This is a genomic window from Sodalis ligni (assembly GCF_016865525.2).
GTDB classification, from domain to species: Bacteria; Pseudomonadota; Gammaproteobacteria; order Enterobacterales; family Enterobacteriaceae; genus Acerihabitans; species Acerihabitans ligni.
This window is the reverse complement of sequence record NZ_CP075169.1, coordinates 2,771,484-2,784,424: the sequence shown is the minus strand read 5'-3', so window position 1 is coordinate 2,784,424 and position 12,941 is coordinate 2,771,484. Positions and strand designations below refer to the sequence as shown.

Here is a 12,941-nt window from a genome sequence, read left to right as displayed (position 1 = left end):
AATATTCATCTATACCCGTCATACTTCAAATTGCAGATACGTTGGCTTTCCTGCAACTCGAATTATTTAGGGTATAACTCATTATTGAATTAACCGGCAAAGCGTTAGCTATCGCATAATATTTTCTCCACCTGGCAAAAGTTAATAGAGCATGGTCCGTGTCGATCGTATGCCGACGGACAATCTGTTATTTCAAGGGCTATGCCAACGCCGACAGCCGGCCTCGCACCCGGGGCAGAACGTGCTCGCCAAAACGCAGCGCCTCCTCCAGATGGGGATTGGCGGCCAGGATAAATGTGCCGAACCCCGCTTCGATATACTCCAGCAGGCGATCCGCTACCTGATCATAGCTGCCGAAAATACCGATGGTGGGGCCGGGGCGGAAAAGGCCCAGCCCCGACCATAGATTCGGTCCGATGCAATGGTCTTCAAAACGACCGGATGCATTCTCGCGTATCGCCGCCTGCCGCCGCGCGCCGACGGAGTCTTCACCGCCGGAGCTGGTCATGGATTTTGCCTGCCGGGACTGATTTACCTCAACCGTCTCCCATAAACGGCGGGCTTCATCCCACGCCTGCGCTTCGGTTTCACGGGCGAATATATCGACGCGCAGTCCATAGCCCGGCCGGCGACCATGGCATTCAGCCATCCGGTTCAGCCTGAGCATGACGGCCTGCATGTCCGCCAGGGGCTCAAGCCACATCAGGTAATGATCCGCATGTTTGGCGGCCACGCTCAACGCCACGTCGGACGAGCCGGAAAAATAGATACCGGGCTTGCGGGTATAGACCAAAGGCGCCGCCAAACCGCCGTCGTGGATATCATATAGCGCCCCCTTATGGTTAAAAGGGGCGCCCCGCCAGTAACCCGCCGCCACGTCCAGCCACTCCAGGGTGCGGGCGTATCGGTCATCATGGGGTAAGCTATCGCCGTAAGCACGCTGGGCAGGGGCGCTGCCGCCGGTAATAATGTTCCATTCCAGCCGATCGTGGCTGATGCGCTGGAGGGTGGCGCCCATTTTGGCCGCGTAGGCCGGAGTGATGAATGCCGGCTGAAAGGCCGTTATAAATCGCAGCGTGCGGGTTTCCCGCGCCAGCGCGGCGGCGATCATCAGGGGTTCTTCGCTGACAAAGGCGGTAGGCACCAGCACGCCGTCAAATCCCGCCAGTTCACAGGCTTTGGCCACCTGGGCCATATAATCAATATAACCGTAGCCATCCGGCCGGCCGTCAGGCGCTCCCGGCGCTATCACACCAGGCGCGGCCGGCTGCCAATCCCCGCGATTCCAGGACGAGGAAGAGACCGATCGACCGTCGCCCTGGGTGGGAATTCGCCAAAAAAACTCTGCGGTTTTACGTTCGCCCATTACTGTATCCCCTGGTATGCGTCGCCAACCCATCCAGTTGAAACGGAAGCATTGATTGCGAAATATCCACAGGCTGTTTTAACAGTCCGTGTTTAAACAATAAATCGGCCTCGGCCTGCTGTTCGGTAAAAAACTGCCGGTCGGGAGGCAAGATGCCCCAATCCCGGCTTTTCAAACCCTGCGTCCAGCTGGCGGCGTATAAGCCATTGGCGATACCCCTGGAGAATAGTTCCCCCGCCTGCCCGAGGTGGCCGCCAATCCAGGCATCCGTCGCCACCAGGGTGTTAAACAGCGTTTGGATCACCTTTGGTCCCGCGGCGACCACCTCGGACAGGACCCAGAACACCGAACGGTTGGCAATCAGATCGCCGCAATCCTGGATTTTTCGGATTTCGCCGCCTTCCAGGGCATCGCTCAGATAAGGATCCATCGCCACCCAGGCATCGATTCGCCCGGCCCGCAATGCCGCTAATGATTCACCGGGCTTCAAATTTATCCCGTGAATGGAAGTATAATTCAGACCCACCCGATCCAGGGCCGCCAGCAGAAAATAGGTCTGGAAGGAGCCCTCGATAAACCCGATGCGCTTGCCGTCGAGGTCCCCTGCGGCCACTATGTCCGACCGCGCCGGCACTACGATGGAGGACCAGCTCAGCCGGGGTTTGGAGGCGCCGATATAGGCCAGATCGACACCATCCGCCTGCGCGGTGATGGCGCGGGTGGTGCCGGTGCCGATGACGTTCACTTTCCCCGCCACCGCCAGCGCATGCATCATGCGCCCTTCGGGATACCAATAAAATTCTGGCGACAGCCCGGCATCCCTAAGGGGCTGCTGTAACGGTTGATAATGCGTCAGCGCGGTCAACGTCAAATTGGAAGGATGGGCGCCGATACTGATTTTCATGCTTCAAATCCTTATTCGTAAAGCCAATAACCGTTACAGACCGGTGCCTGACGGCGCTATCAGGTGCCTTCCGTCTCTTCGAGATCGGCCCAGATAGCGCCGCACAGGGCGGCGAAGTGCGCATCGCCGCGCAGCAGCCGGGGATCTCTGGGGCGCGGCAGATCTACCGGATATTCAGCGGTAATCCGCCCAGGCCGGGGGCTCATCACAATCACCCGGTCAGCCAGCGACACCGCTTCTTCAATATCATGGGTTACAAACACGATGCTGCGGCGCCGGGTTTCCCATATGCGCAACAGTTCGCGGCCCATGGAAATTTTGGTTTGGTAATCCAGGGCGCCGAACGGTTCATCCATGAGATACACGTCGGGTTCATAGGCCATTAACCGCGCCAGAGAGACGCGCTGCCGCATGCCGCCGGAAAGGGCTTTCGGGTAATGGGACGCGAATCCATTGAGCTTGATAAGATCGATAAGTTCGGCGATGCGCTGCCCGTGCAGTTTGCGGTCAAGTCCGGACAGCTCGCAGCCCACCGCGATATTTTCCGCCACCGTCGCCCAGGGCAGCAGGGTGTCCCGCTGGAACATAAAGCCGAGTCCTGGAGGGGGTTCCGTCACCGTCCGGCCATCGATGGCGACGCTGCCTTGTGCCGCCTTCATCAATCCGGCGATAACGCGCAGCAGAGTGGATTTTCCACAGCCGGACGGACCGACGATGGCGACAAACTCGCCGGCGGCGATATTCAGCGATACATCGTCAACGGCGGTAATTTGCCCGGCCGCGCCGGCAAACCGCACCGACAGATGGTTAATGGTTATCTTTGACTCGGTTGATTCGCTCATTGCCGCCATTCCGTTAAACGATGGAAAATCCGCGTCACGATCAGATTCGCCACCATGGCCAATATCAATAAAATGATGATGCCGGTGAACACCCCGGTGGAATCCAGCTGTCCCGCCGCGTTTTCGATATACCATCCCACGCCGCGGTTGGATCCGATAAGTTCCCCCACCACGGCGCCCACCATGGCCAGACCGACGGCGATACGCATCGCCGCCGCAATCCACGGAACGATGGCGGGCAGCAGTACCCTGCGCAGGATATAGGCGCGACTGGCGCGCATGGTTCTCAACAGATCGATATGATCGCTCTCCAGCGAACGAATACCCTCCAGGACATTCAGCATAAACACGAACAGCACCATGGAAAACGCCATCATGACCTTGGCCGAGAGGCCAATGCCGAACCAGAGCACGAACAGCGGCGCCAGCGCCACGCGCGGCAGGCTGTACAGTCCCATAAACAGCGGTTCCACCACCCGTGCGGTGCGGGTAAAACGCGACATCGCCAGCCCAAGTGAAATGCCCACCACCGCGCCGAGTATCAGCCCCAGGCCGGCTTCGGACACCGTTGCGTCCACATGGCGCAGTAAATCGCCGTTGCCCGCCATCTGCCAAAGACGGCGGCAGATATCGCTGGGCCGGCTGCTCCAGAAGGGATCGATAAGCCAGGTCCCCGCCGCTTCCCATAACAGCAGCAGTACGCAGATAAAGGCAAACTGCTGGATAAAGACCCGCGAGGACGCGCGGGAAAGCGGACCGGCCAGATGGGAAGCCAGCCGTTTCTTTCTCTTGGCGGTCTGCAAAATAAGATTCGTCACGTTATTTTTCGCCATGGTCATTAATGAGTTAGTGCACAACGATACTGTTGTAATCAGGGGCAACCAGCGTCGGGTCGGTTACCTTGAGCATTTTCACCATCAATCCATAACCGGCCGCAGACATCGTGCCGTCGGTAGACAGCAGCTTGGGTGCCTCGGCGACCAGGACCTTGCGCAGATCGGGGCTGAGATTGGGGTACATTTGATCAATACCCGCCTGCACCGCTGCGGGATCGGTCTGGATGAGCCGTTCGGCCCTGACCACGGCCTTGATAAGCTTATGGGCGATATCGGGATTTTTGTTCAGCCAGCGGTCGATGACCACCAGGTCAAGGGCCGGGTATTGCAGATTGCGAAAATCCTGCACCAGTTTAAAACGCTGGTTATCCGCCAGGGCCGCCTGCACATCGGGGGTGGTTAACATGCCGGCGGCCACGGAGCCGGTTTCCAGGGCCGCGCGCATGGCTCCGCCGGTGCCGATGCCCACCAGTTTATAGTCCTGATCGGCGTTCAGGCCCTTTTCAGCAATGAAGTAGCGCAGGGTATTATCCGTCAGGCTGCCCGGCGAGGTGATGCCCACGTATTTGCCGCGGAGATCGTCTAGCGTGTTGACCGGCGATGAGGCAAGGGCCACCAAACCATAACCGTGATGTTCCGTTAGCGCCACTAATACACGCCCGCCCAGATGACGGCTGGACAGCCGCACCGCATGATCGGCGGCGCAAATACAGGCTTCCACGCTGCCGCCGGCCAGGGCCTGGACCGCCGGGGCGCCCCCTTTGAAGGAAATGGTTTCGATGGCGATGTTTTCATCGGCAAAGAAGCCCTTCTGCTGGGCAATGACCAGCGGCAGCGAACCCAGGGAGTTCTGGGCGGCGGCCAGCCTGACCGCCGTTTGGGCGGATACGGCGAATGATAGTGAAAACATCAGGAAAAACGTTACAATGTGGCCTCTGCATTTCGTCAAAACACCCATCCCAAACCGCCTCGAAAGTTTTATAAAATATATTTTGTATTTTGCTCAGAAAGTGCATAGTTAAACAACTCTGAATAGGCCGCATCAACATACAAATTTCTTATAAGGAAAGTTAATTTCATGCTTAAGAAACCCGTCGACGTTTTTGCCCCCGCCACCCTGCTGGCAAAACGCATCAGGGAGGGAGAAATCACTTCCCTTGAACTGGTCACGGCCTGTCTGGAGCAGATAGAAAAACATAACGGGGTGGTGAACGCCGTGGTCATCCTGCTGGCGGAACAGGCATTGGCCCGTGCGCATTCCGCGGATAAGGCCCTGGCCGGCGGCGAAGTATGGGGCCCTCTGCACGGCGTGCCTTTAACCGTTAAGGAATCATGGGATGTCAAAGGGTTGCCCTCCACTTTCGGGCTGGTATCGCTGCGGGACAATATTGCCGGAGAAGATGCGCTTGCGGTCAGCCGCCTGAAAGCGGCCGGCGCGATACTGGTGGGAAAAACCAACGTTCCGCCGCATTTGGGGGATTGGCAAACCATCCATCCGGACTATGGCACCACCCGCAATCCCTGGGATTTGGCGCGCACACCCGGCGGTTCGTCAGGCGGTTCGGCGGCCGCGCTGGCGTCCGGGTTTTCCGCCCTGGAGATCGGCAGCGATATCGGCGGGTCAATACGTATGCCGGCGCATTATTGCGGCGTCTACGGCCATAAGCCCAGCTATGGTCTGGTGCCCGGGCGCGGTCATGGACAGCCCGGCAAATCCGCGCCGGCGGATATCACCGTCTACGGACCGTTAAGCCGCAGCGCCGCCGATCTGGATCTGGCATTGGGCCTGCTGGCGCAACCCGATACGCAAGCCTGGCCGGCCTGGCGGGTAGAGTTGGACAGCCCGGCTCCCCGGATGGGGAAACATTTCCGCGTCGGCGTGTGGGCGAATGACAGCCGCTTTCCGGTGGACAATGAAATCAGCGCCGCGATACTGGAGGCGGCAGAGTCGCTGCGACGCGCCGGCGTCGAGGTGGAGCCCTTGGCCCGCCCCGATTTTACCAGCGGTGAATGCTACGAGGTCTATGTTCATTTATTACGCGGCGCCACCAGCGCACGGCAAAACGACAAGGAGTTTGCCGCCAACCGGGCCGCGGCGGCGCAGCTGGCCGCCGATGATAAAAGCTATCGGGCGTTGTCCCTGCGCGGCAATGTGCTTACGCACCGGGATTGGCTGGGGTATCAGCAGCGGCGTTATGGTCTTATCGAGGCGTGGCGCGCCTATTTCGCGCGTTTTGATTTTCTGCTTTGTCCAGCGGCCTCCACGACGGCATTTACCCTGTTCGACAACGTTCCCAAAGAGGCGCGCTACCTGGAGGTCAACGGACGGCGGCAGCCTTCGGCCAATGATTATTTCTGGCTGGGCCTCTCATCGGCGGCCTATCTTCCCGCCACCACCCTCCCCATTGCCCTTTCCCCGTCCGGGCTACCCATCGGCGCGCAGATTATCGGCCGATTCGGCGCTGACAGGGCCTGTATCGCCCTGGCGGATATAGTGGAGCAGGTCCACCACCGGTTTGCCACGCCGCCGATGTTCACTCAAACGGCGGAATAAAAACCCCATCGGCGTTGGTTGACAACGTGCCCGGTGGGACAGCACGTTTGTCAGCAGTCTGGTCAGGCATCTTTTTCCGGTTCAGAATCGCTTTGGCGCAGGCGGTCGAAATATTCCCGCGCCCGATCGGCGGCGTGCCCTACATGCCCCGCCATCAGCGCGGAGGCTTCATCGGGCTTGCCGTCCCGGATCGCCGTCAGGATATCCGCATGGGATTTAAGAATGGCGGGAGCGTTGTCATAGAGTTTCATCCCCTGCGCGGGCAGGGCTTTCCATAACGACGAAATGAACTCAATGAGAAAGGATGAACCGCTGGCTTCGGCGATTTTCAGATGGAAGAGTTCGTTATATTTGCTTAATTCCCGGGCATTCTGATTTTTTGCCGCGTCGAGGGACGCTTGGTAGGCCTCGGCGATTTCATCGATCTGGGCCGGGTTCGCATACATGGCGGCCAGCCTGACGGCTTCCGGCTCGAGGATGGCCCGCAGCAGCGAAACCTCTTCAGAGCGGCTGGGCTTTTTTTTGGCGATCACCGCCGCATGGTGGGGCGTGCGTTCGATAAGCCCCTGCTCCGCAAGCAGGGTGAAGGCATCCCGTACCGGCGTCAAACTCATTCCCAGGCGAGCCGCAAGCTCATTCAAGGTGACTTTCTGTCCTGGCTTCAGTTCACCTGATTGAATGGCACTCAGCAGCGTTTGGTATGCCAGTTCACTTTTGGTCAAGAACGTATGGACACGCTCAATCATATTGGTTCTCGTTAGCCTTTATAATAAAAAATTGCCAGGTCTTTAATTTATAATGAGCATCTCACTGTGAGCATCTTACGACATGGGGTACTTTCAGGCTAGTCTCTCGCAGAAATACACTGGCGAAGGCCGATCGGCCCGTGCGGGCGACGGGCCGACAGGTGACGTGGCGGAAGCTTCGGTTTGGGCGGGCGACGGGCCGCCAGATAACGTGGCGGAAGCGGGAATAGAAAACATCGGGGCCGGCGGTGATTTGTTAAAGCCGGCAATGCGGTGACTATCGGCCACTGCCGCCGGGATGATATTGCCGTACATGACTATCAACGCGGGGTTTTAGATGCCTCCCCCGCCGCTACGCCGCTATCCCTTTCGGGCAGGGCCGCGAGCAGCGTTTGCGTGTAGGGATGCGCCGGGGCGGTAAAAATCTGCTCCCGGCTGCCGGTTTCCACCAGGCGCCCTCGGTACATCACGGCAATGCGCGGCGCCATATAACGCACGACGCGCAAATCATGGGAAATAAACAGATAAGCCAGCCCGTATTCCCGCTGCAGCCTGCGCAATAAATTGAGGATCTGCGCCTGTATCGACACATCCAGGGCCGATACAGGCTCGTCCAGGATAAGCAGGCGCGGGCTAAGGGCCAGCGCACGCGCAATGCCGACGCGCTGGCGCTGGCCGCCGGACAGCTCCGACGGATAACGGTGAGCCAGGCCCGGATTAAGCCCTACCAGGCCCATCAGCTCATGAATGCGCTCTTGCCGCCCGGCCCCGTTATGGACCCGATGCACAATCAGCGGCTCGGCGATAATATCAAATACCGTCATGCGCCGGTTAAGGGAGGCCATGGGGTTTTGGAACACGATCTGCAAATCGCGGCACAGCCGGGGATGGCGGCGACGCTTCAGGGCGGTAATATCCTCGCCATCGAACCATATCCGCCCGGCGGAAGGCGACGCGAGCCCCATCAGCATCAGGCTGAGGGTGGATTTTCCGCAGCCCGACTCCCCCACCAGCCCTAATGTTTCGCCGGCGCCCAGCGTAAAGCTCACCCCATCCACCGCATTGACGCCGCCGCCGGAGCGGCCTAACCAGCCGGTGGCGCCGGGGTAGCATTTCCCGAGTCCCTCCACCCGCAGCAGCGGCGTCGAGGCGCTTATCTCCTTGGCGGGTTCCGCGTTTACCGTCATGCTGATTCCTCCCCCGCGCCGCCCTGGTGATGGGCGGCATGCTGATGCCCGCGCCGCATCGGACCGGCGATCATCGGCATACGGATATCCTCCCCGCGCCGGCCGGCAAGGAGAGCTCATCGGCGAAATGGCAGGCGCTCACGTGCCCTGACGCCTGCCGATCCGCCCGCGGTAGCGGCACCTCGGTGGCGCAGGGGGTACGGTTACGGCACAGCGTGCAGCGCGGGCGGAAGGCGCACCCCGAGGGCAGCCTGGCAAAATCCGGCGGTTCGCCGGCAATGGCCTCAAGCTCCCGGTGGACGTCGGTATCCAGACCGGGAATACTGCCGAGCAAGGCGCGGGTATAAGGATGCCGCGGCGAGCGGAAGACGTCCTGAACGTCGCCCTGCTCCACAATGCGTCCGGCATACATGACCGCCACCCGATGGGCATATCGCGCCACCAGCTTCATATCATGGGTAATGAGCAGCAGCGCCGCGCCGGTTTGCTCACAGGCGTCGCGCATGCTGCTCATCACCTGGGCCTGCACGGTGACATCCAGTGCGGTGGTGGGTTCGTCGGCAATGATAAGCCGAGGATGATTCGCCAGCGCGATGGCTATCAATACCCGCTGGCACAGGCCTCCCGACAGCTGGTGGGGATGGCGTCGCATAATGTCCGCGCCCCGGCTGATGCCCGCCAGCGCCAGCGCCTGTTCCGCCCGGTTCTCACGCTGGGCGCGGGTCAAAGACGGCTGGTGGCGGGAAATGCTTTCGGCAATCTGCCGGCCGACGGTCAGCACCGGATTGAGGGATGACATGGGATCCTGGAAAACCATGGCGATTTCGTCGCCGTTAAGCCGCTCGCGGCTCTCGGCGTCCAGGGTCAGCAGGTCGCGGCCATTGTACATTATCCCGCCGCCGGCCACGGAAATCCGGGGCGGCAGCAGCGACATCAGCGACAGCGCCGTCAGGGTCTTGCCGGATCCCGATTCGCCCACGATACACAGGGTTTCCCCGCGCGCCACGGTGAAAGACACATCGGTGACGGCCCGCCGCCCGCCGCCTTTGACGGCGATCATCACGTTGAGCCCTTTCCCCTCCAGCAGCGGCGGTGAAATATCATGATCAGGCATCATTATTCATCCCCCGCCGAATCCAGCGATTTTTGCATGGCGTCCCCAAGCAGGTTCAGGCCCAGCACCAGTAGCATTAACAGCAAACCCGGCACCACGGCATAGAGCGGCGCAACGGTGAGATAATCCCGGCTGCCGCTGAGCATGGTGCCCCAGGAGGCGGACGGCGGCCTGATGCCCAGGCCGATAAAAGAGAGAGACGCCTCCAGCAACACCCCGTGGCCGGCCGCCGAGGCCAGCTGCGAAATCACCACGCCGATACCGTTGGGCATGACGTGGCGCAGCATGATGCGCCACAGGCCGGTACCCTGCGCCACGGCCGCCTTGACATAGTCGAGTTCCCGTTCCCGCAGGACCGAGGCGCGCATCAGACGGGCAAACAGAGGAAGATTGACAAAAGCTACCGCGATGCATATCTGTATCAGCCCGGGGCCCAGGATGGCCACGGCAATCACCCCCAGCAGGATGCCGGGATAGGCGAGCAGAATATCGCAGGCGCGCATCAGCAGGGTATCCACAAACCGTCCCCCCATGCCGGAAATCAGTCCGACGATAATGCCGAGGCCGGCGCCGGCGGCGACGCTGACAAACCCCACCAGCAGTGAAATGCGCGCGCCGAACAGCACGCGGCTAAGCAGATCACGAGACAGTTCGTCAGTACCCAGGGGATGGCCGGCCGTACCGGCCGCCGCCAGCCGCAGCCCGGCGAACTGGGTAGCGGGATCGCAGGGGGCCAGCCAGGGCGCCAGCACCGCCGCCAGGGTAATCAACGCCACCACGGTGAAACCGAACAGGCCGGACGGCCTTGCCATCACGGCCTTTATCAGCCTGAAGCGACGGCGCGGCGCACGGATGTCGTCGCGCTCCAGGGATGCCACACTCATCAGCGATGGCTCCCTGTCAGGCGGATGCGCGGATCGATGGCGCCGTACAGCAGATCCACCACCAGGTTCAGCGCCAGGAAAAACAGCACCAGGATAATCAATATTCCCTGCACCATGCCGTAATCGCGGTTGATAATGGACTGCACCAGCAGCCGGCCGATGCCCGGCCAGGCGAATACCGATTCTATCACCACGGCGCCGCCGAGCATGCGGCCAAGCAGTACGCCGGTCATGGTCACGATAGGCAGCATGGAATTACGCAAAACATGGTGGTAGACAAGGGTCCGGTGACGCAGTCCCTTGGCGCGGGCGGTACGGATGTAGCTCTCCCCCAAGGTCTCTATGACCGCATTGCGAGTGGAGCGCATCAGCACCGCCGCGCCGTGCAGCCCCAGAGTCAAGGTGGGCAGCACCAGCGAGCACAAAAAACCAAAGACCGACTCATCGGTGCTGGTCAGCCCGCCGGGCGGCAGCCAGCCGAGCTTCACCGCGAACAGCATGATTCCCAGCATGCCGAGCCAGAAGCCGGGGGTCGCCACCGCCAGGGAGGAAAAGAGCGACGCTCCCCAATCGATGATTTTACCCTCGCCAAGGCCGGCGGCCAGACCGAAAGGCACGCCGACGATCAGGGCGGTCAACAGCGACGTGGCGGCGATCAGCAGCGAAAACGGCAGGCGGCTGAAGATCAGCTCGCTGTTATCCCGGTGATAAATGTAGGACACGCCGAAATCGCCCCGGCCCATATGCCTGAGCCAGGCCATATACTGTACCGGCAGTGAACGGTCCAGGCCGTATTCCGCCCGGATGCGCTGCACGTCCGCCTGGGTGGCGTCCGGTCCGGCTATGATATCCGCCGGGTCTCCCGGCATGGCGCGCACTACCGCAAACACGATAATGCTTGAAATCAGCAATACCGGAATCCACTGGAGGATTCGGTTGATCAGATAGGCTGTCATCAAAGCGCCCTCCGGGTTAAGGGACGTTATTTATCAAGTTTCGCTTCCGTCAGGATGGGCATGCCGTCAAGGTTGAATCGCAGGCCGGCGAGACCCTTGGCGGAGGCCCATAACACCGGCAGCGTCGCCACCGGCAGCACCCAGTTCTCCTTGAGCATAAAGCTGTCGATGCGCTGCCATGCCTGGTCGGTATCCGGCCCGGACGGCCGGCTGGTGACCAGGGCGATGTCGTCGCTGTACTGTTGCGAGGAAATTTGCGCCGGGTTATCACTGGTGCGGAAGATTACCGCCGACAGCAGGATGGTGGACGGGCCGCGACCGGCACGGCCATAGACATGGGCCGCCAGTTGGAAATCGCCTTTACGGAAACGGGAAATATAGGCGGCCTCGGACATCTCAACGATAGTGGCCTTCAGGCCGATATCCTGCAGCGCCCCTTGCACCACCTGCGCCATGGCGCCGATTTGCGGCTCCGACTGGCTGCGGGACATAATGGTAATCTCGGCGCCGGCGGCGCCCGCCCGGGCAATCAGGGCTTTGGCCCGGGCCGGATCGTAGGCGCAATCCTTCTCATGGCCGGCGGCTTCCCGCTGGCTGTACCGCGGCCAGGGCAGGCATTTCACCAGCGAGGAGGGACCGGCGATATCATGGGCGATACGCACGCGATCCAGCGCCAGGCCAATGGCCTGCCGCACGTCGGGTTTATCCAGGGGCGGGACCTTGGTATTAAAGGTGAGATCCAGCACCCGCCCTTCGGCGGTGGCGGCGCCGGTGGCAAAGCCCGCCCCGGCGAGTTGGCCCGCGGCCTCGCGATCGATGGAGGGGAGAAAATCCACCGCGCCGGCGCTCATTTGCATCACGCCGGACTGCTGGTCAGGGATGATTTTGATGATGACCTTTTTAAGCGCCGGCTTACCGCCCCAATACCCATCGTTGCGGACGAAAACCGCGTCCTGCCCCGGCTCGTAGCCGGCGAGCTTGAACGGGCCGGTGCCGTTGCCGCCGGTTTTGACCTTTTTAGGCTGGCTGCCGTCGATGATAAAGGCCAAATCCAGCAAATCGAATACCGCATCGGATGCGCCGTCAAAATGCAGGATAACCGTATCCTCAGCCGGGGTGTCGATGCTTTTAATCATCTTCGCCAGAGGCAGGATATTGGCGCCGTTGGCGGGATCTTTGGCATAGTTCAGGCTGAAGGCCACATCCTGGGCGGTCAGCGGCTTGCCGTTATGGAAGGTGACGCCTTTGCGAAGCGTGAAGGTCATGGTCTTGCCGTCGTCCGAACGCGTCCAGGATTGGGCCAGTTCGGCGTGGGGCTTACCGTCGGCATCCAGCGCGATGAGCGTATTATAGAGCAGGCGGTTCAGGACAAAGGTGCCCATGCGCAGTTCGGTGGGATCAAACGACGTGATATCGGCGCTTTGCCCGATGACCAGCGTATCGCGCTGGGCGGCGCAGACCTTCAGACTCCCCGGCCCCAGACTTATCAGCAACGGCAGGATAAACACAACGGCTAGGGCCCAGCGGCTGAACGGCTTCACTCTCATACATT

The 12,941-nt window shown here is 60.7% G+C and carries 12 protein-coding genes; 1 reads left to right on the top strand and 11 read right to left on the bottom strand.

Annotated elements, in window-relative coordinates:
• Positions 1-199: 199 nt before the first annotated feature.
• From GTU79_RS12950 to GTU79_RS12930, 5 genes are read right to left on the bottom strand one after another with little or no spacing between them, the layout of a single operon-like run.
• Entirely contained in the window at positions 200-1,366 is a 1,167-nt protein-coding gene (locus tag GTU79_RS12950; protein WP_203521614.1) for an LLM class flavin-dependent oxidoreductase, read from the bottom strand.
• Positions 1,353-2,270 carry an ABC transporter substrate-binding protein gene (locus tag GTU79_RS12945; RefSeq protein WP_214514015.1) on the bottom strand — a complete coding sequence of 306 codons (918 nt, stop codon included), beginning with the start codon at positions 2,268-2,270 and terminating at the stop codon, positions 1,353-1,355. The genes GTU79_RS12950 and GTU79_RS12945 overlap by 14 nt, the downstream gene beginning before the upstream one ends.
• Positions 2,271-2,329: 59 nt before the next feature.
• Positions 2,330-3,112 carry an ABC transporter ATP-binding protein gene (locus GTU79_RS12940; RefSeq protein WP_243701413.1) on the bottom strand — a complete coding sequence of 261 codons (783 nt, stop codon included), beginning with the start codon at positions 3,110-3,112 and terminating at the stop codon, positions 2,330-2,332.
• Positions 3,109-3,930 carry an ABC transporter permease gene (locus GTU79_RS12935; RefSeq protein ID WP_253073574.1) on the bottom strand — a complete coding sequence of 274 codons (822 nt, stop codon included), beginning with the start codon at positions 3,928-3,930 and terminating at the stop codon, positions 3,109-3,111. The genes GTU79_RS12940 and GTU79_RS12935 overlap by 4 nt, the downstream gene beginning before the upstream one ends.
• Before the next feature lie 28 nt (positions 3,931-3,958).
• Positions 3,959-4,858, bottom strand: coding sequence for an ABC transporter substrate-binding protein (locus GTU79_RS12930; RefSeq protein ID WP_203521617.1), 900 nt, complete (start codon positions 4,856-4,858; stop codon positions 3,959-3,961).
• A 168-nt stretch (positions 4,859-5,026) separates the two neighbouring features.
• Here GTU79_RS12930 and GTU79_RS12925 point away from each other — a divergent pair, with 168 nt between their 5' ends.
• Positions 5,027-6,502, top strand: a complete 1,476-nt coding sequence (locus GTU79_RS12925; protein ID WP_203521618.1) for an amidase — start codon at positions 5,027-5,029, stop codon at positions 6,500-6,502.
• A 62-nt stretch (positions 6,503-6,564) separates the two neighbouring features.
• Here GTU79_RS12925 and GTU79_RS12920 read toward each other — a convergent pair whose 3' ends face one another.
• From GTU79_RS12920 to GTU79_RS12895, 6 genes are all read right to left on the bottom strand, one after another.
• A complete protein-coding gene (locus GTU79_RS12920; RefSeq protein WP_132921812.1) occupies positions 6,565-7,248 on the bottom strand; it encodes a GntR family transcriptional regulator in 684 nt (227 codons plus the stop codon).
• Positions 7,249-7,568: 320 nt separating this feature from the next.
• Positions 7,569-8,435, bottom strand: a complete 867-nt coding sequence (locus GTU79_RS12915) for an ABC transporter ATP-binding protein (RefSeq protein ID WP_203521619.1) — start codon at positions 8,433-8,435, stop codon at positions 7,569-7,571.
• Between the two features lie 70 nt (positions 8,436-8,505).
• Entirely contained in the window at positions 8,506-9,552 is a 1,047-nt protein-coding gene (locus tag GTU79_RS12910; protein ID WP_214514014.1) for an ABC transporter ATP-binding protein, read from the bottom strand.
• Positions 9,552-10,433 carry an ABC transporter permease gene (locus GTU79_RS12905; RefSeq protein ID WP_203521621.1) on the bottom strand — a complete coding sequence of 294 codons (882 nt, stop codon included), beginning with the start codon at positions 10,431-10,433 and terminating at the stop codon, positions 9,552-9,554. Before GTU79_RS12905 ends, GTU79_RS12910 begins: the two co-directional genes overlap by 1 nt.
• Positions 10,433-11,389 carry an ABC transporter permease gene (locus GTU79_RS12900; protein ID WP_203521622.1) on the bottom strand — a complete coding sequence of 319 codons (957 nt, stop codon included), beginning with the start codon at positions 11,387-11,389 and terminating at the stop codon, positions 10,433-10,435. Before GTU79_RS12900 ends, GTU79_RS12905 begins: the two co-directional genes overlap by 1 nt.
• A 26-nt stretch (positions 11,390-11,415) precedes the next feature.
• The gene (locus GTU79_RS12895) at positions 11,416-12,936 is read right to left on the bottom strand and encodes an ABC transporter substrate-binding protein (protein WP_203521623.1); all 1,521 of its coding nucleotides are present in this window, start codon (positions 12,934-12,936) and stop codon (positions 11,416-11,418) included.
• Positions 12,937-12,941: the final 5 nt, after the last annotated feature.